Origin of the sequence: Asticcacaulis sp. (genome assembly GCF_027484505.1) — a bacterium.
Classification (GTDB): domain Bacteria; phylum Pseudomonadota; class Alphaproteobacteria; order Caulobacterales; family Caulobacteraceae; genus Asticcacaulis.
Genome location: NZ_JAIXSV010000180.1, coordinates 1 through 18,313, shown reverse-complemented (window position 1 = coordinate 18,313; position 18,313 = coordinate 1). Strand labels below are relative to the sequence as shown.

Annotated in this window: 16 protein-coding genes and 1 pseudogene; 8 read left to right on the top strand and 9 right to left on the bottom strand. The window is 60.1% G+C overall.

Translation table 11 applies throughout. The annotated features are described in order from the left end of the window. Positions 1 to 753 (bottom strand): annotated as a pseudogene (locus Q0072_RS11125) (hypothetical protein); the annotation flags it as partial. Between Q0072_RS11125 and Q0072_RS11120 the strand changes: the two are divergent. From Q0072_RS11120 to rplA, 3 genes are all read left to right on the top strand, one after another. Then, on the top strand, positions 734 to 1,630 hold the full coding sequence (locus tag Q0072_RS11120) for a hypothetical protein (protein WP_298329822.1): 897 nt from the start codon (positions 734 to 736) through the stop codon (positions 1,628 to 1,630). The pseudogene Q0072_RS11125 and the gene Q0072_RS11120 overlap by 20 nt on opposite strands. Before the next feature lie 275 nt (positions 1,631 to 1,905). Beyond that, positions 1,906 to 2,334, top strand: coding sequence for a 50S ribosomal protein L11 (gene rplK / locus Q0072_RS11115; protein WP_013480208.1), 429 nt, complete (start codon positions 1,906 to 1,908; stop codon positions 2,332 to 2,334). 11 nt (positions 2,335 to 2,345) lie between these two features. Next, the gene (gene rplA, locus Q0072_RS11110; protein WP_013480209.1) at positions 2,346 to 3,032 is read left to right on the top strand and encodes a 50S ribosomal protein L1; all 687 of its coding nucleotides are present in this window, start codon (positions 2,346 to 2,348) and stop codon (positions 3,030 to 3,032) included. A 66-nt stretch (positions 3,033 to 3,098) separates the two neighbouring features. On the opposite strand, the gene Q0072_RS11105 is transcribed toward rplA, so the two are convergent. Together Q0072_RS11105 and ftrA are read right to left on the bottom strand one after the other, a co-directional pair. Beyond that, the gene (locus tag Q0072_RS11105) at positions 3,099 to 3,719 is read right to left on the bottom strand and encodes a tRNA-(ms[2]io[6]A)-hydroxylase (RefSeq protein WP_298329818.1); all 621 of its coding nucleotides are present in this window, start codon (positions 3,717 to 3,719) and stop codon (positions 3,099 to 3,101) included. Beyond that, a complete protein-coding gene (gene ftrA, locus Q0072_RS11100) occupies positions 3,703 to 4,731 on the bottom strand; it encodes a transcriptional regulator FtrA (RefSeq protein WP_298329815.1) in 1,029 nt (342 codons plus the stop codon). Before ftrA ends, Q0072_RS11105 begins: the two co-directional genes overlap by 17 nt. Before the next feature lie 817 nt (positions 4,732 to 5,548). Between ftrA and rplJ the strand changes: the two genes are divergently transcribed. Continuing rightward, positions 5,549 to 6,067, top strand: coding sequence for a 50S ribosomal protein L10 (gene rplJ / locus Q0072_RS11095; protein ID WP_013480212.1), 519 nt, complete (start codon positions 5,549 to 5,551; stop codon positions 6,065 to 6,067). A 40-nt stretch (positions 6,068 to 6,107) separates the two neighbouring features. Next, positions 6,108 to 6,494 (top strand): 50S ribosomal protein L7/L12, encoded by a 387-nt coding sequence (rplL, locus tag Q0072_RS11090; protein ID WP_013480213.1) that lies wholly within the window; start codon positions 6,108 to 6,110, stop codon positions 6,492 to 6,494. Between the two features lie 74 nt (positions 6,495 to 6,568). Here the strand turns inward: rplL and Q0072_RS11085 are convergent, their stop codons facing one another. From Q0072_RS11085 to Q0072_RS11070, 4 genes are all read right to left on the bottom strand, one after another. Then, a complete protein-coding gene (locus tag Q0072_RS11085) occupies positions 6,569 to 7,474 on the bottom strand; it encodes a YihY/virulence factor BrkB family protein (RefSeq protein ID WP_298329812.1) in 906 nt (301 codons plus the stop codon). A 76-nt stretch (positions 7,475 to 7,550) separates the two neighbouring features. Beyond that, the gene (locus Q0072_RS11080) at positions 7,551 to 8,132 is read right to left on the bottom strand and encodes a polymer-forming cytoskeletal protein (RefSeq protein ID WP_298329809.1); all 582 of its coding nucleotides are present in this window, start codon (positions 8,130 to 8,132) and stop codon (positions 7,551 to 7,553) included. After that, entirely contained in the window at positions 8,116 to 9,255 is a 1,140-nt protein-coding gene (locus tag Q0072_RS11075) for a peptidoglycan DD-metalloendopeptidase family protein (protein ID WP_298329807.1), read from the bottom strand. The genes Q0072_RS11080 and Q0072_RS11075 overlap by 17 nt, the downstream gene beginning before the upstream one ends. Positions 9,256 to 9,500: 245 nt before the next feature. Continuing rightward, on the bottom strand, positions 9,501 to 10,013 hold the full coding sequence (locus Q0072_RS11070; protein ID WP_298329805.1) for a peroxiredoxin: 513 nt from the start codon (positions 10,011 to 10,013) through the stop codon (positions 9,501 to 9,503). Between the two features lie 101 nt (positions 10,014 to 10,114). On the opposite strand from Q0072_RS11070, the gene Q0072_RS11065 reads away from it, so the two are divergent. Then, positions 10,115 to 14,302: an AsmA-like C-terminal region-containing protein gene (locus tag Q0072_RS11065; protein WP_298329803.1), complete on the top strand. Its 4,188-nt coding sequence runs from the start codon at positions 10,115 to 10,117 to the stop codon at positions 14,300 to 14,302. Positions 14,303 to 14,437: 135 nt separating this feature from the next. On the opposite strand, the gene tyrS is transcribed toward Q0072_RS11065, so the two are convergent. Further along, complete coding sequence (gene tyrS, locus Q0072_RS11060; protein ID WP_298329801.1) at positions 14,438 to 15,691, bottom strand: tyrosine--tRNA ligase; 1,254 nt, start codon at positions 15,689 to 15,691, stop codon at positions 14,438 to 14,440. A gap of 83 nt (positions 15,692 to 15,774) precedes the next feature. Between tyrS and Q0072_RS11055 the strand changes: the two genes are divergently transcribed. Next, positions 15,775 to 16,905: an anhydro-N-acetylmuramic acid kinase gene (locus Q0072_RS11055; RefSeq protein ID WP_298329799.1), complete on the top strand. Its 1,131-nt coding sequence runs from the start codon at positions 15,775 to 15,777 to the stop codon at positions 16,903 to 16,905. A 189-nt stretch (positions 16,906 to 17,094) separates the two neighbouring features. Here Q0072_RS11055 and Q0072_RS11050 read toward each other — a convergent pair whose 3' ends face one another. Further along, positions 17,095 to 17,745, bottom strand: coding sequence for an alpha/beta hydrolase (locus Q0072_RS11050; protein WP_013480221.1), 651 nt, complete (start codon positions 17,743 to 17,745; stop codon positions 17,095 to 17,097). Between the two features lie 200 nt (positions 17,746 to 17,945). On the opposite strand from Q0072_RS11050, the gene Q0072_RS11045 reads away from it, so the two are divergent. Further along, the coding region (locus Q0072_RS11045; protein ID WP_298329795.1) for an Rrf2 family transcriptional regulator at positions 17,946 to 18,313 on the top strand (368 nt) is incomplete at its 3' end.

Here is an 18,313-nt window from a genome sequence, read left to right as displayed (position 1 = left end):
CAGCGGGAAGAGATCGGGCCACAGCAGATTGAGGTCTTCGCGGCTGTAGGCTTTCAGCGCTTTCAGCAGCGTGTCGCGCGTTTCGCCCATTTCATCCAGACGGGTGAGCCTTTCGCCATGGAGGATTTCCACATCTTCGTCACGGATCAGGCCGTAATCGTGCTGCGTTAACGGCGCGCCTTGCGGCCGCGGGATGGCCACCGTGTTCAGCACGCGCTCCCGCAAAGCCATTTCCTGCGGCGTCAGAGGCCGCGACGGGGCAGCGGGTTCAGACTTCGGCTGGGGGGCAGGCTTGACCTCGACCGGCACGACAGGCTTGGGTTCAGGCTGAGGCTGGGGTTTGGGTTGCGAAGCGGCCTTGATCTGGTCGATCCTGGCCTTGAGTTCGCCGACATAATCGCGCGGCGGGCGTGGCCACTGCATCCCTTCCAACGCATCGGGTTTCAGCGTGATGAAGGGCACGTTCGGGGCTTTGTCGAGCCAGTTTCCCGACCATTCCAGCGTGTTTTTCAGCTTCACCTGATCGTCGATGGCGGCGATGGCGTGTTTGTGCGCCTGTGCCTGAGAGGCGTCGCAGCGGGCATAGAGGCGCTCAATCATCAGCGCCGTGCGAATGCCCTTGGTGACCGCCTCCGGCGTTTCGGGCGCGTCCATCGCGCTTAAGGCGCGCAACATCCGATCCGCATAGGCGCGCAAATGTTCGCGCCGCTGTTCGGGGGGCAAGGGGCCAGCCATGTCCGTCGTCTCGGTCATGCCCCAAAGGGTAACCGCGCTTTTTATGGCGGGGATAGATTGGCTTCAAAATGGGCCAAAACCGGCAATGCCGAGGCTTGCGCCGCGAGCGTTGATGAACAACGCGACCCCTTTAGCGTTGACGATCCCTCAAACCCGTTGTCATCTGGGATGTGTGCGACGGCAGAGATCGTCACGGGGAAACACCGGGTCATCGGCCGCCCCCGGTCACCTGTGGCCAAGCCTGTCAGCAAGCGGGGAGGGAAGCATGAAGACAGGTCGAGTTGTAGTTCTGTGGGCAATTTTTGCACTGCCACTTTTTTTGTTTGTGTTGTCGGGTTTATTGCCGCCACTTTTTAAAGATACGTCGTCGCGGGTTCGCGATCTCAATCTTGTCACCTACGAAGGACACTTTTTGCGGCAAAGCAGTGCACGTGCGTATGATTGCAGATTTCTGCCTTGCCCTTCTATGAAGCCTTTTCGTTTTAAAAAAGAAGATGGTGCCATTTTAGAAATCAATTGTGAGCCGTATCCTGCCATTAATAATTGTTTGTATAGCGATCATAATTATGGATTTGGTACATTAAAAGAGGATATTTTTGACAAAAAATCCACAATAAAAGTTTCCGAAATAAAAAACTACAATGAACGCGGATCTTATTACACTATATTCAGCTTGAACGTGGAGGGCCGAAATATTTTTTCGCCTTCTGCTAGATTGCGGCATATTGATGGAACATTTGTGTTAACAAAAAAACCTCCATCTAGTAGAGTTATGTATATTGAAATTGTATTATTTTTGTTTTTAGTGGCAGGGGGGGCATTTTTGTTGTTGTGGGTTTTGTCGAAGAGTGTCGAATTTTTCACAAAAATAGGCCGCAAAACTGCTATGCATTGACCCGGATGCGAGTGGTGGTGATCTTTATGGGAGGATGTTGAGAGCGCTCTGTCAGAATGCGTTGAAAGGCGCGGAATGACGGGTGCAGGGGCTGTGCCCCTGCCCGCCGGAGGCTCTGGGTTTGCCACGAAATCGCATAATCGCCCTTGCGGTGACGGGGCTTTTCGTCTAAGGCAGCCGCTCTTCGTTTCCGGACGGAGCTAAATCCGTGGAAGGGGCGACCCGCACCACGGCTCACAACGTCCCAAAAGATCGGGACTTTATGGAGATATCCAATGGCTAAGAAAATCCTGGGCTACATCAAGCTCCAGGTGAAGGCCGGCTCTGCCACGCCTTCGCCCCCCATCGGCCCGGCTCTGGGTCAGCGCGGCGTCAACATCATGGGTTTCTGTAAGGAATTCAACGCCCGCACCGAAAACGTCGAAAAAGGCACGCCGCTCCCGACCATCATCACGGTGTATCAGGACAAGTCGTTCACCTTCGTCACCAAGACGCCGCCCGCGACCTTCTTCATCAAGCAGGCGCTGAACCTGAAGTCGGGTTCGTCGAAGCCGGGTCGTGACTCGGCCGGTCAGATCACGCAGGCGCAACTGCGTGACATCGCCGAAAAGAAGATGAAGGACCTCTCGGCTCACGACATCGACGCCGCCGCCAAGATCATCGAGGGCTCGGCCCGTTCGATGGGTCTGAAGATCGTCGATTAAGGGGAATTCTGATGACCAAGATTGCAAAGCGCATTCAGGCCTGGAACGTCGAGGCCGACAAGCTGCACAACCTGACCGACGCTCTGGGCGTTGTGAAGGCCAATGCCAAGGCCAAGTTCGACGAGTCGGTCGAAATCGCCGTCAACCTGGGCGTTGACCCGCGTCACGCCGACCAGCAGGTCCGTGGCGTTGTCCAACTGCCGTCGGGCACGGGTAAGGACGTCCGCGTCGCCGTGTTCGCCAAGGACAAGAAGGCCGAGGAAGCTCTGGCTGCCGGTGCCGAAGTCGTCGGTGCCGAAGACCTGGTCGAAAAGATTCAGGGCGGTTTCATGGACTTTGACCGCGTTATCGCGTCTCCGGACATGATGGCTCTGGTCGGTCGCCTCGGTAAGGTGCTTGGCCCGCGCGGCCTGATGCCGAACCCGAAGGTCGGCACCGTGACCCCGAACGTCGCTCAGGCCGTCAAGGACGCCAAGTCGGGCGCCGTTGAATTCCGCGTCGAAAAGGCCGGTATCGTGCACGCCGGCATCGGCAAGACCTCGTTCACGGTCGAGCAGCTCGAAGCCAACGCCAAGGCTCTGGTGGACGCCCTCGTGAAGGCCCGTCCGTCGGGTGCCAAGGGTCTCTATGTGAAGAAGATCTCGCTGTCTTCGACGATGGGACCGGGCGTGAAGGTCGATACGTCCTCCGCTATGTAAGTTTCAGGGTCACCTGATACGGAAAAAGCCGCTCCGGCAACGGGGCGGCTTTTTTTGCGTCTGGTTTCAGGCCGCCACCACCACCGGTAAGCCGCTGTGGAAGCGGAAGTCCGGGTCGGGGTCATGGATCAGGGCCTGTTCCACCGGGCGGATGGCGTCGATGCGCGCGGCGATGTCGTCGGCGTCGCCATAGAGGTGCGCCAGTTTGAGATAGTTGCGGAAATGGCGGCCCTCGCTGTCGAGCAGTCCCTTATAGAACTTGCTTAATTCTTCATCGAGATGCGGATAGAGCGCCGCGAAGCGCTCGCACGAGCGCGCCTCGATAAAGGCCGAGATGACCAGAATATCGGTCATCATGCCGGGTTCGCTGCGTCGGACCATCGTGCGCAGTCCTGAGGCGTAGCGCGCCGCCGACAGCGGGCGCAGGGCAATGCCGCGCTTTTTGATCAGCTTCATCACCTGTTCGTGGTGGACCAGCTCCTCGCGCGCCAACCGGCTCATGGCGTCCACCAGCTCGGCATGGGTCTGATACTTGGCCATCAGGTTGATGGCATTGGAGGCCGCCTTGTATTCGCACGCCTTGTGATCGAGCAGGAGTATGTCCTGATGGGTCAGGGCGGCGTCAATCCACTCTGGCGGCGTCGCGGAGCCCAGAAAGGTCAGTATGTCGTCAAGATCGGTACGCATAGCCTGCCTCTGCCAAATCCGGCGACGGCGCGCAAGTCGCGGCGGGTGGTAAACGCTGAAAGGTCTGGCGGTAGGCCGTGGGCGTGGTCGAAAGCTGTTCGCGGAAGTGGTGGCGGAAGTTGGCGGCGCTGCCGAAACCGCAGGCGTGGGCGATCAGGTCGATACTGTCGGTCGTGGCCTCCAGAAGATCGCGTGCGCTTTGCAAGCGAACCTGCATCAGCCATTTGGCGGGGGTCGTCCCCGTGGCCTCTTCGAAGCGGCGCAGGAAGGTGCGCTCACTCATACCGGCGCGGCGGGCCAGTTGCGCCACCGTATGCGGCTGATCCAGGCATTCGCGCATATAATCAAGCAGGGGCCCCAGCCGGTTGCGCTCATATTCGATGGGCACGGACTTCTGGATATATTGCGCCTGACCGCCGTCGCGGTGCGGGGGCACGACCAGGCGGCGGGCGACCTTATTGGCGGCTTCCGGGCCGAAATCGCGGCGGATGACGTGCAGGCACAGGTCGATCCCGGCGGCACTCCCGGCCGAGGTCAGGATCTGCCCTTCGTCGATATACAGCACGTCCGGCACCAGCTCGACCTCCGGCCAGTGGCATTTGACGTGCTCAACGTATTTCCAATGGGTCGTGGCGCGCCGCCCTTTGAGCAGCCCGGCGGCGGCCAGCACAAAAGCCCCGGAGCAGATGGTGACGATGCGGGCGCCGCGCGCATAGGCCCGCTGGATCAACGCCACCAGAGAGTCAGGGATAGGTTTGTCCAGCGGCCAGCCGGGGATGATCAGCGTGCCGGCGGTCTCCAGCCACTCGCGCGGCCCTGTGGCCGTCAGGCTGAGGCCCGCCGTCGTGCGGCAGGGGCCATCTTCGACATTGACCACCTGAAAGCGATACCAGTCCGGTCCCATTTCCGGACGTTCCAGCCCGAACAGCTCAACGGCAATCGAAAACTCAAACAAAGGCATCCCGTCGAAGGCGAGGGCGCAGACATCGTGATTGAGCAGGGTCTTTGGCATGATTTTGCCTTTCGGGCTAATATCTGCCAAACGCCATAGCGCTGAACCGCGGTAAAGGCAATAAATGCCAACGGGTATTAACGAGATGCGCTTTGAGGCTCTGTCTTAGGTGTGTTCGGGTTTGCGTGAAAAACTTAGCTAAAAAATCCGTAACAACGCTTTACAAGTTTTTTGGCTGATATCTGACTGTTTTTGGGAATGTGCAGGTAACACTCGAAACCCCCATCCGAGGATGCTGTTAAAACTTCTCCACCGTACTCAATGTAAGCAAAAAATGAGTAAGGAGAATTTTCAACATGAGGTACGCTTACCTTAAGTTTCTTGCATATGAATTTCAAAAATGAATCGAATTTTTCTTCGCTTCCGTACTCGAAGAAAAATATGAAGGTGCCATTTTCTTTTTCGAGAATATGGGTCTTTGGCATTTCATGCCCCCCTGATTTGTTCCTAGCCTAATAAGCCGTAACGCTGAACCACGATAAAGGCAATAAATGTCGGGGGCCTCTTGCTTTTGCGGCGACTTACGGGTAAGGGAGCCGCCTCGGTGTGGGAATTTCGGTTTCCCTCCGTTCTGTCCGAGACCTTCGTGGGAGCAGGGGCCGCCTGTTCCATAAGTTTCCGGTAGCCGCCGGAACCCGAATATAGACGGGACGCGAAACGCCTCTAGGATTTCATGCTTGCCTTAAGGGCAGCGTGGTCTGGTTGCCTTTGCCTCTCATCATGGACAGTGACTTTGCCGTTCCGGGTAACTGGGACGTTTAAGTCGTTTCACCTTTGCGGGATTGTCCCGCAAAGCAATCCTCAATTGGAGGCCACAATGGACCGCGCTAAAAAAGCCGAATCGATTGAAGAGCTCAAGAGCGTCTTCGCCGAATCCGGCTCCGTGGTTGTTGCCCAGTATTCGGGCATGACCTTTGTGGAAATGGCTGATCTGCGTCTGCGTCTTCGTAAGGAAGGCGCGGTTCTCAGAGTGTTCAAGAACCGTCTGGCTCAGAAGGCTCTGGCTGGCGCTGCGGGTGAACAGGGCGATGCCCTGTTCAAGTTCCCGACCGTGCTCGCCTACGCCAATGATCCGGTGACGGCCGCGAAAATCGCCGCCCAGTACGCCAAAGAGAATGACAAGTTCAAGATCGTTGGCGGCATCATGGAAGGGACGACCGTCCTCGACGCCAATGGCGTCAAGGCTCTGGCCACCCTGCCGTCGCTGGACGAACTGCGTGGCAAGCTCATCGGTCTGCTTCAGGCCCCGGCGACCAAGGTTGCTGGCGTGCTTCAGGCGCCTGCCGGCCAACTGGCTCGCGTTTTCAACGCTTACGCGACCAAAGAAAACGCCTAACAGCTCATTCCCCAACCCATCTCATCCTTAAGGAAATACCATGTCCAAACTCGAACAACTGGTCGCCGACCTGTCCGCCCTGACCGTTCTGGAAGCTGCTGAACTGTCGAAGCTCCTCGAAGACAAGTGGGGCGTCTCGGCCGCCGCTCCGGTCGCCGTCGCTGCCGTAGCCGGTGGCGCTGCTGCCGCTCCGGCTGAAGCCGTAGAAGAGCAAACCGAATTCACCGTCGTCCTGGTTGACGGCGGCGACAAGAAGATCAACGTGATCAAGGAAATCCGTGGCATCCGTTCGGAGCTCGGCCTGAAGGAAGCCAAGGACCTCGTCGAAGGCGCTCCGCAGACCGTCAAGGAAAACGTTTCGAAGCAAGAAGCGGCTGACATCAAGAAGAAGCTGGAAGACGCCGGCGCCAAGGTCGAAGTTAAGTAATTTCGCCTTTCTTCGGAAAGTCAAAACAGAAAGCCCGGATCGCAAGGTCCGGGCTTTTTGCATGTACCGTGGGATTACAATTCCGGGGCGGCCTTGCGTTTGCGCCGCGGCTGGATGGTCTTGCCCAGGTGGCGGCTATAGACCTGTGTGAACTCCGCACCGAAAAAGAAGATCTGTGTCGAATAGTAGATCCACACCAGCAGCACGATCAGCGACCCGGCCGCCCCATAAGCCGAGGACAGGGCGCTTTGCCCAAGATAGAGGCCGATCAGTTGCTTGCCAAAGCTGAACAACACGGCGGTGATGGCCGCACCGACCCACACATCGCTCCATTCGATGCGCGCATCGGGCAGGATTTTGAAGGTCATGGCAAACAGGAAGGTCACTACGGCAAACGATATGATCAGATTGATCAGTGCCATGACGGGCGCGGGGACATAGGGGGCAATAAAGGCGCTGAAGGCCGCCAGCCCCGCCGACACCACCAGCGAGATCAGCAGCAGGAAACCGATCCCCACCACCAGCGCGAACGACAGAAGGCGTTTCTGGATAAAGACTTTCCAGTGCAGGCGCGGGGGTTCGACATTCCAGATGTCGTTCATCGCTTCCTGAAGCTGAGCGAAGAAGCCGGTGGCCGAAATGATCAGAGTCACAAAGCCGATGACCGTGGCCACTAACCCCTGTTGCGGGTTAAACGCGCCGCTGAGCATGGTTTGTACGGCACCGGCGCCCTGATCGCCGATCAGGGCGCTCAGTTCGGCCATCATATAGCCGTTGACCGCCTCACGCCCGAAGGCAATGCCCGCTATGCCGGTGACGATTAGCAGCAGCGGCCCTATCGACAGGATGCTGTAGAAGGCGAGCGCCGCCCCCAGCCGCGGGGCCTTGTCTTCATTCCATTCGTGCAGGGCTTCGCGCAGCATACGCCCCAGCAGGCTGAGGGTCAGGGACGGACGGGCAGGGGGCGGTGTGTGGGTCATAGGGGTATCAAACGCAAAAACGCCGGAAAAAGATCAATCCTTTTCCGGCGTCCCTGACGAAATTAGCGATCAGGCCTTATTTCAGGTCCGACAGTGCGTTGAAATCATAGCTGTTCATCGCCGTGGCATCGCCGCTGGTATAGCTGGCCGGGGCGGTCTGAACCACCGGGGCGGGAGCAGGCTGAGCTGGGCGGCTTTGCAGGCAGCGACCCTGGAAGAAGGCTCCAATGTCGATGGACAGGGTTTCGTGCGTAATGTCGCCTTCGACATAGGCCGAGGAATAGAGCTTGACGGCCTTGCCGGAGATGCTGCCGACGACGCGGCCGCGCACTTCGATGGTTTCGGCTTCGACATCGCCTTCGATATTACCAGCTTCACCGACGATCAGGTGGGCGACCTTCACATTGCCGCGCACATTGCCATCGACCTGAAGATCAGCCGTGCCGTTGATATTGCCTTCGATGCGCAGATGCGCGGCCAGAAGCGACGGGGCACCGCGCGACACAGCCGGGGCCGCCGGAGCCGGGGCCGCAGTGGGCGCGCCGGACGTCTTCATATTGACCGTGGACATATCCAGCGGCGGCGGGGTGTTGGCCTTGGCCGGCGCGCGACTGGCGTCGGACTGAGGGCGGACGGGTTTGCTAGTTTTGTTGAACATAGTCTCCAGCCTTTACGAAGCGCGCAGGGTTTTGAGGGCGGCCGTTGAGCCAGACCTCATAATGCAGGTGAACACCGGTGGAGCGGCCCGTTGAGCCCATAGCGCCCACCCGCTGACCGACGCCGACGCGCTGACCGGAGCGCACGGCAAAGGACTGCATGTGGGCGTAACGGGTCTTGAAGCCGTTACCGTGGTCGATTTCGACGCAGTTGCCATAGCCGCTGCGCACCCCGGCAAAGGATACAATACCGGGAGCCGTGGCATGGATCGGCGTCAGAAAGGGTCCAGCAAAATCCAGGCCAGCGTGCGTTTTGGGGCGGCGGGTGAAGGGATCGAAGCGGACGCCAAAGCCGGAGGTCATGCGCGTATTGACGGTCGGGCGGGCAAAGGGCAGGACGCGTGACGACTTTTCGAGGCCGCGCATGTCCGAAAGATTGAGCGCCGCGCTGCGGATGCGTTCGGCAAACCCTTGATCGACATCGAGAAACGTCGCCAGTTCCTTGGCGTCGCGCGTTTCCAGAAGCGCGCTTGAGCCCGCCCCGGCATAGCTCTGCGGATTGAGGCCGGCCAGACGGAAGGCCAGACGCAGACGCTCGGCGCGCGATTTGGCGAATGTCTCAGCCTTGGACACCATGCGTTCCTGTTCGGCACGCACCGCATAGATGCGTTCCACCGGCGGCATGGACGGGTCGATGCGTGCGGGGGCCAGAGCCGGAGCCGCACCGGGTACGCCTTTGAAATCCTGAAGAATCTGGACCAGCGCGCCGTGGCGCTTTTCGACCGTTTGCGCCAGTTGCTCCAGCGAGCCGGACGAGGCTTCGCTCTGCTTCATCAGCACGTCCAGACGCGCCTGACGGTCGGCGACGAGGCGCTCGGACTGAGCCCGCGCCATCATGATCTGCTTTTCAGCACCGTTACCGCCAGAAATGGCCATGAAGAAGACGGCCCCGGTGCTCATGGCCAGCCAGGTCAGACCGATGGTGGCCAGTACCGCAAAGCCGAATTGTTTGCCTGTGCTGAGAATATAACCGTGGGTTTCGTCGCCACTGCGGATGTAAAGATGCCGCTCCGGAAAGGTTTGTTCCAGAGCGCTCCTCAGGCGATGAAAGCTTCTCTTAGGCATAACACCCGCGCCCTTCCACTTGATTTTAATTATGACTTAACCAAATGGGCTTTGGCAAGCCTTAATCGAATCGCCGGATGATGCGCCGCACACCTAACCTGTAAGCTGTTTTAAAACAAGAGGTTAGTATGGGGACTTTCAGGCGATATGTCCCGTTTTGAGAGGGACAAAATCGCCTGTTTCAAGAAAAGTGCCGCGTAACGCGGTTATTCTGAAAATGGGATGTCAATAGGGAATTTCGCCGCTCAGGCGATTTTTGCCCGCAGACTGTCGAGCACGGCCTCAACGTGACCCTTGATGCGCACCTTGCGCCACGCGGCCTGCACCACGCCGTGCGGATCGATCAGCCAGGTGGAACGGTCAGTGCCCATATAGGTTTTGCCATACATCGACTTTTCAACCCACGCCCCCAGCGCCTCGATCAGGCCCGGCGTGGTGTCCGAAAGCAGGACAGGCGTCAGCTTGTGTTTCGTTTTGAAGCGGGCGTGGCTGTTGAGATCGTCCTTCGACAGGCCGATCACCTGCGCGCCCAGCGCTTCGAACTGCGGAACGGCGGCGGTAAAGTCGATGGCTTCCTGCGTACAGGTGGGCGTGTTGTCGGCGGGGTAGAGGAACAGCACCGTCCAGCGGCCTTTGAGATGTTCCGGCGTCCAGTTTTGGCCATCATCGCCGGGCAGGGTGAAGTCAGGCAGAGGGAAGGGCGTGAATGCGTCGGCTGCGGACTCATTCGTTGACTTTTTTGCCAAATTTTTTGCCATGACAATGCCTTCGGTTAATCATATGAGAAAAGGAACGCCACATACTGGCGGTCTTTTTGGTTTCGTTTAGTGGTACGCCCGGTGCGTGCGTTCGGATCTTCGTGCATAGCCTGATCACCCAGCTCAGACAACACTGGAGGCTTAGCCTGAGCGGCGTCATTCTGTTGATGGCGCTGGTGTTTGTCGGGTGCCTGTCGCAGGGGCCCATCCGCATTGACGGGTTGCGTTTTCTGATCGTATCGCGGCTGGAGCGCACCATTCCGGGGGCTGAGGCCAGCCTGAAGCATCTGGACCTCGTCTGGTTCCATGACTCCAACGCGCTGGGCCTGCGTTTTGACGATCTGCTGCTGAAGGACAAGGCCGGGCGCACCGTGGCCTCGGCCGATCAGATGGAGGCCGCGCTGGCGCTCGACAGTCTGGTCTGGTGGCATCTGGCCCCGGCGCGGCTGACGGCCGACCGGTTTTTTGTGGCCCTGTCGGCGTCGCCCAATGGTCGTATCGAACTGGGCTATGAGGCCAGAGGCAATCCGGAAGCCTTTGCGGTCGAGCGCCTCTTCTACGATCTGACCGGTAAGGAGACGCTGGGCCGCCCGCTGAGCTATACGCGCGAGGTCCATCTGACCAATGGCACGCTCGCCTTCCGGCAGGTAGGCACGCCGCTCGACTGGCGCGCCCGTGTGGCGCAGATCGACTTTTCCAAACGCAATAAACTGATCCGCTCAAAGATCGGTCTGGACGTCGAAACGCAGGGGCGCAAGGCCTCACTGATGCTGGACGCGCGGGCGCAGACGGACCTGCGCACCGCCGAGGTTCAGGCGGAAATCCGTAACCTTATCCCGTCGCAGATATTCCCGTCGGCGGGATCGCTGAAAGGGCTGTCGCATTTCCGCGCGGCGATCAACGGGCGCGGCAATCTGAAATACGCGGCGCGCACGGGTATCGAGAGCGCTTTTCTCGATATTTCGGCGGGCAAGGGCAGCTATGATTTCGGCAAGTCGGCACAGGATTTTGACGCCTTAAGTCTCAAGGCCGACTACGTGCCCAAGACCCGCACCGTGCGTTTCACCACCTTCCGGCTCGACTCGCGCTATATTGATACCGACCTGTCGGGTCGAGTGTTCATGACGCCTGAAGACCCCAGGCGCGACCGCAAGATGGCGGTGCACTTCGACTTTGCCGGGCCGCGCGTCACCGGGCAACTGGCCGACGACTTCCCGGCCCAGACCCTGACCGAGGTGCATTTCAAGGGCACCTTTACCCCTGACCTGCGGCAACTGGATATTGAATCGGGCAAGGCGCTGCTGGTCGATGCGCCGCTGACCACAAAGGGGCGGCTCTATACGGACGACAAGGGGCAGTTGGGGGCCGATCTGACGGCGCGCATCGATGGGGACTTCCGCAAGGAGGTGGTGTTCGCCTTCTGGCCGGAAAACCTGACGCCGATTACCCGCGCCGACCTGATCCGCCGTATCAAGGGCGGCACCTATTCCAACGCCGATTTCGTGCTGAAAGCCCCGCCGGGCCATTTCCGCGATGGTTATCTGGAAAAGGAGGACCTGCGCCTGACCTTTGGCTTCCGCGACATGGGCCTTAGCGTCGATAGCCGCTTGCAGGACGCCACCGGGCTTTACGGGACGGGCCTGTTGCAGGGGACCAGTTTCGACCTCAGCCTGCGCGGTGGCCATTTGGTCGAGGTGCCGCTGACCGGCGGCGGCGTCTCCGTGCCGCAGTTCCATAAGCGTCGTGCGCCCAGGGCCGAAACCCATATCTGGCTGACGGCGCAAAGCGGGGCGGCGCAACTGATCGAGGCCATTGACCCCCTGACCGGCGGCCATCTGCAAAAGGAAGGGCTGACGCGCGATCGCCTGAGCGGGGAGGCCGAAACGCGGCTCGATATCCGCTTTCCGACCTTTGACAATCTGACGCTCAAAAACCTCAACCTGACCTTTGCGGGCAAGATCCGCAATGCTGGCCTCAAACAGGCGGCGCTGGGCTGGGACATTGTCGAAGGCGACCTGACGGTGACCGGCGACTACCTCGCCAACCGTCTTGAGGTGCGTGGTCCCGCGAAACTGGGGCCCTATGCCGGTGAGATCGGCTACCGGACGCAGTTCGAGCCGACCATGCAGTATATCGACTTTACGGGCAGCTTTAATGCGCGGCAGTTTGGTGGATCGCCTTCTAAGCGCGTCGCCATTCGCGGGCAACTGGAGCTGTTCAACAATATTGGCAAGGGCCGCATCGAGTCCGATATTTTCAATGGCACGGTCCACTGGGATGGCCCGGAGCCGCGGCCGACTCAGGTCGTCCTGTCCGGCAATACGCTGAGCGATGGTATGAAGGGGCAGGGCCTGCCCATCTTCGGGCGTTTCCGCCCTGAAATCCCCACCGACATCCGTCTGCGCCGGTCGGGCGATGTGTGGACGGGCGAGGTAGAGGCCGAAGGCTTTTCCGGTGATCTGGCCTATATCGACAGCCAGCATCCGCGGCTGGTCTATAAGGCTAATATCTCCCCCGAACGCGCCCGGTTGCTGGGGCTGGGGGCCTTGCCCTATTTCAGCGAGACGCGGCCCCTCACGGTCAATATCGGGCTCGATGCCGAGTCGCGCGAAGCCCGCATCCGCGTGGGCGACATCAATTCCGTCCTCGACTGGACCGACGAAGGCGACAAGCCGCCCAAGCGCACCCTGACCACGCGTCTGACGCCGGATCAGATGTACGCGCTGGGCCTGCCGCGCGCCTGGTTCACGCCGCAGGAAACCCTGCCCGTGTTTGCGCGATGGGAACAGGACGCGCGCGGTATAGACGGCGACGTTTTTATTGGCGATCAATTATTGACGTTTGACCTGCCCGATAGCGATGGCGCGACCTTCCTGTTTGGCCCGCCCAAGGCGTGGGCGCGCATCGGGGGGACCGTGGACCGCGCCTTCTTAAGTCGGCTCGGCTATGTCAGCCATAGCCTCGAACTGGACGGCAAGGTCGGGTTTGAACTCAACCTCTATCAGACGGAAAACCGCACGCTGGGCGCCCTGTCGCCGGCGCAGATTTCGGCGGCAGTGCTGGACATCGACGCCACGCCGACGCGGCTGCAACTGGCGCGCAGCGACTGGGTCAAGCCGGCGGGTGAGGCGGCTAAACTGTCGATCAGCTTCGATGAGCGCAGCGGCGGCGGCCTCGATATGCCGCGTATTCGTGCCACCGGCGACCGCGTGGAGATCGACGGGCGGGTGTCTGTGAAGGAGTCTGGTGAGGTCGATTATGTCGATTTTTCAAAACTCTATCTCAAGGACTTCGCGGATTTAACCGCGCGCCTGTCGCCCGCCGATGCCTCAGGTCTGCAGACCCTGACCCTGCGCGGCAAACGCCTTGACGTGCGGCCGTGGTTCAATCCGCCGCGTACCCAGCCCACTGTCACTGACGTCCGCCCGGTTACCGCGGCCGAATTGCCGCGCGCCCCGGCAATGACGGCAGGCACGGCGCCGCGCCTTGACCGGCCCGTGCGCTTGCTAGTGGACATCAGCGCCGTGCGCACCTCACAGGACGGCGTATTCAGTGAGGTGGAACTGAAGGCCGCTTGGGATGGGCGCAATGTGATTGCCGGCGAAGGCTCGGCCCTGACGCGTCTGGGCTCTCTGGTAACGCTCGATTTCAAGCCGCAGAACGACTACACCGCCTTTACCTTCGAAGCTGACGACCTCGGTGATCTTGTGGCGACCGCCCTGGGCGACAAGCGCCTGTCGGGTGGCGATGCCGTGATCGAAGGCGTCTATCGCAACGGTCAGATCGACGCTACGCTGAAAGGCGAAGACATCCGCATCAAGCAGATACCGGCTCTGGGGCAGGTATTGACTCTGGCCTCGCTGCGCGGTTTGTCCGACACGCTGTCGGGCGGTGGGATCAAGTTTGATGACTACGAATTCCCCATACGCTACCGCGATAACTACCTGTTTATCCGTAACGGCTGGGCCAAGGGCGACGCCCTGCGCATTAATGTCTGGGGCGCACAGGATTTCAGTAAGCAGACCATGGACTATCACGGCACCCTGATCCCGGCCTACGGCGTCAATGCCGCCTTTGCCGGTATTCCGCTGGTCGGGGACGCCCTGACCTCCAACCGCGGCGAAGGCGTGCTGGGCCTCAAATACCGCCTCAAGGGCCGCTTTGGCACGCCGCAGGCTGAGATTAACCCGTTCTCGCTGGTCCTGCCGGGCTTCCTGCGCCGCATCCTCGATGAAAAACACGAAGACCCGCTGCCGCCGGTCGATGTGACCTCGCCGAAGAAGAGTTGAGGAGTCGTGGGGCCGCAGGCCCCACACCCCGCCACCGGGAGCCAAAAGGAAAGGCCGGAGCGCGAACTCCGGCCTTTCCTTTTGGTGGGTTATGGGGTTTGGGGCCTGTGGCCCCAAGACCTTCTGACGTTTCGATTAAACCGGCTTGACCAGCACGATCTTCTTCTTGCCCTGAGCGACCTTGATCACGCCATCGGCATTGAGATCGGCCAGAGTCACGGCCTGATTGCCGTCGGTAATGGCCGTGTCATTGACGCGCAACCCACCGCCCTGAGCCAGACGGCGGGCTTCGCCGTTTGATTGGGTCAAGCCGATCTTGGTGGTCAGGGCCGCCAACATGATGCCGGCCTCAAGCTCAGCGCGCGCCACCTCGACCGTGGGCAGGTCGGCAGACAAAACGCCCTGTTCAAAGGCCTTTTGCGCCGTGTCGCGGGCCGTGGCGGCGGCTGCTTCGCCGTGCACCAGACGCGTGGCCGCGTCGGCAAGTATCTTCTTGGCCTCATTGATTTCCACCCCTTGCAGGGCTTCGAGGCGGCGGATTTCGTCCATGGGCAGGTCGGTGAACAGGCGCATGAACTTGCCGACATCGGCGTCTTCGGTGTTACGCCAGTATTGCCAGTAGTCATAGGGCGACAGCGCGTCGGCATTCAGCCACACGGCACCACCCACCGTCTTACCCATCTTGGCACCCGATGCCGTGGTCAAAAGCGGCGTGGTCAGGCCAAAGGCGGCTTTCTGGTTCAGGCGGCGCGTCAGCTCGACGCCGTTGACGATATTGCCCCACTGATCCGAACCGCCCATTTGCAGGACGCAATTGTAGGTGCTGTTTAGTTCGCGGAAATCGACCGCCTGCATCAGCATGTAGTTGAATTCGAGGAAGGTCATCGGCTGCTCACGCTCAAGGCGCAGCTTGACCGAGTCGAAGGTCAGCATACGGTTGATGGTGAAGTGCGTGCCAAAAGTGCGCAGAAATTCGATATAGCCAAAGCCCGACAGCCAGTCGTCATTATTGACCATGATGGCGTCGGTGGCTCCGTCGCCAAAGTTCAGGAAGCTGTTGAACACCGACTTGATGCCGTTCATGTTCGACTGAATCTGTTCGTCGGTCAGAAGCGGGCGTTGGGTGTCCTTAAAGGTTGGGTCGCCAACCTTGGTCGTGCCGCCGCCCATCAGGACGATCGGCTTATTGCCCGTCTTTTGCAGCCAGTAGAGCAGCATGATCTGCACCAGATGCCCGGCGTGCAACGACGAAGCCGTGGCATCATAGCCGATATAGCCCGTGATCGGTCCGGCAGAAGCCAGCGTATCGAGGGCTTCCGCGTCCGTGCACTGGTGGATGAAACCGCGCTCCGAGAGGACGTTGAGGAAATCGGATTTGAAGGAGGTCATGTCTCTAACGATGTTGCTGTCACGCGGGTTTGCGTGCAAGTTGCGTCTAACACGTAGCCCCCGCTTTTCCATAGGCTTTTCGCATGAAAATCATCGGCTTTATGACCGGCACCTCGCTCGACGGCATCGACATGGCGGTGCTGGAAACCGATGGCGAGGCTGGGCTGGGCTTTGGGCCGTTTGCCGAAAAGCCCATGCCGCCTGAGGTGCGCGCCGTTCTGGAAGCCGCCACAAAGGACGCGCTCAACTGGCCGCGCGGTGCGGCGGAACCGGACAGTTTCACCAAGGCGCGGCGCGTGATCGCGGAGTATCATCTTCAGTCACTGGATCAGTTTTTAAGCGAAAACGATCTGAATATTCGGGAGTTTGATGCCCTGGGGGTGCATGGGCAAACCGTGCTGCACGAACGCCCCAAGGGCGGCGTGCCGGGGCGGACGGTGCAGTTGTTCGATGGTGGCTATCTGGCGGAAAAAACGGGCCTGAAGGTCGTCTGCGACTTCCGCCGCGCCGACATCGAAGCGGGTGGTGAAGCGGCCCCGCTGGCCCCCGTCTATCACCGCGCGCTGGCGCACAAGGCGGGGCTTGAACTGCCCGTGGTCGTGGTCAATCTGGGCGGGGTGGCCAATATCACCGTGATTACTGCGTATGGCCTGACGGCGCTCGATACCGGCCCGGCCAGCGGCCTGATGGATCAGTGGATGCGTCAGCACACGGGTCAATTGTTCGATGAAGACGGCGCGGTGGCGGCAAAAGGCCGGGCGGATATGGCCATTGTGGCCGATTATCTGAGCCACCCCTATTTCGCAGCCCCTGCGCCCAAGTCATTGGACCGATACGACTTTACGCTGGAGCATGTGCGCCACCTCAGCCACGCCGACGGTATGGCAACGCTGATGGCCTTTACCGTCGAAAGCCTGCGCCATGAGATCGTGCGCGCGGGCGTGACCCCTTCGGCCATCGTCCTGTGTGGCGGCGGCCGCAATAATCGCCAACTGGTCAAGGTGTTGCGTGAACGTCTGGCCGACATCGCGCCGGTGCGCATTGCCGAAGACCTTGGCTGGCGCGGCGGGGCTATTGAGGCCGAGGCCTTTGCCTATATGGCGGCGCGGTCGCTGAAAGGGCTGCCGATTTCCTTCCCCGGCACGACGGGTGTGAAGACGCCGCTGACCGGCGGGGTCATCTATCGCCCCACAAGCGCGCGCCGCTGCGCTTAAGAATTGGCCACGAAAAGCACGAAAAGGTGTCGATCCTGCCGTGCTCGCAGCGCCGTATTAGTCCGCAGACACAACCAGACAAGCGCTACGCGCTGGAAATTCACACAGCCGCTTTTCCAGCTTTTCGTGTTTTTCGTGGCTGGAATAACTCGCGGCCATAAAAAAGGACGCCGAAGCGTCCTTTAAATCCTACTCAAGCTCACCGGCCAGGCGGCGGTCGAGGTAACCCCCGACGCGGCCTTCGATTTCCGGCAGATGCTCGGTCCAGAAGTGGCCCGCGCCTTCGACGACTTCGTGGGCAATGGTGATGCCCTTTTGCGTGCGCAGCTTGGCCACGACGCGCTCGACCTCGGTTGGCGGCACCACCGAATCGGCTGAGCCATTGATGAACAGGCCCGAGGCCGGGCAGGGGGCCAGGAAACTGAAATCATAGGCATTGGCCGGCGGCGATACCGATATAAAGCCATCGGTTTCCGGGCGGCGCATCAGCAACTGCATGCCGATATAGGCCCCGAAATTATAGCCCGCGACCCAGAATTGCGAGGCCGTGGGGTTCTTGGCCTGAAGCCAGTCGAGCGCGGTCGCCGCATCGGCCAGCTCACCAATGCCCGCATCAAATTCGCCCTGCGACTTGCCGACGCCGCGGAAGTTAAAGCGCAGCACCGAGAAGCCGCGCGTCATAAACAGGTGGAACAGTTGCGCCGTCACCGGGTTGTTCATGTGCCCGCCGGCCTTGGGGTGGGGGTGAAGGATCAGGGCAATGGGCGCGTTGTCCGTCTTTCCGGCGGTGTATCGGGCCTCAATTCGACCGGCGGCACCGGCGAGGATCACTTCAGGCATGTAGAACCCTTGTTTCGTAATAAAATGTGTCATGGTGCGGCGCATAATTCTTGACTATAATAGTCAGGATTACTATGTCCCGCGCAGGGAAGACGGCGCCCCCTTATCAGGCAAGCCGTTTAGCACACTCTTTTCGGCTTTGTGCAGGTTTTTGATCGACCTGTTGCGATTTAGCCGAGGGCAGCCACAGGACTGACGGCATGAGATTATCGACCAAGGGACGTTACGCCGTCATGGCCATGACGGATCTGGCGCTCAATGCGCAGGGCAAGCCCATTTCCCTGTCCGAAATTTCCGAGCGTCAGCAAATTTCCCTATCCTATCTGGAGCAACTCTTTGCCCGTCTGCGCAAGGCCGGGCTGGTCAAGAGCGCGCGCGGCCCCGGTGGCGGCTATACGCTGGCGCGGGCGGCGGACGCTTTGTTCGTGAGTGAGATCGTGCTGGCCGTCGATGAGCCGATCAAGGCGACGCGTTGCGCTTTGACCTCCAACAAACTGGGGGCCAATAAACGTCTGTCCAAGGAGAATGCGGCGCGCGAAATCGGCTGTATGCCGGGCGGGCAGCGCTG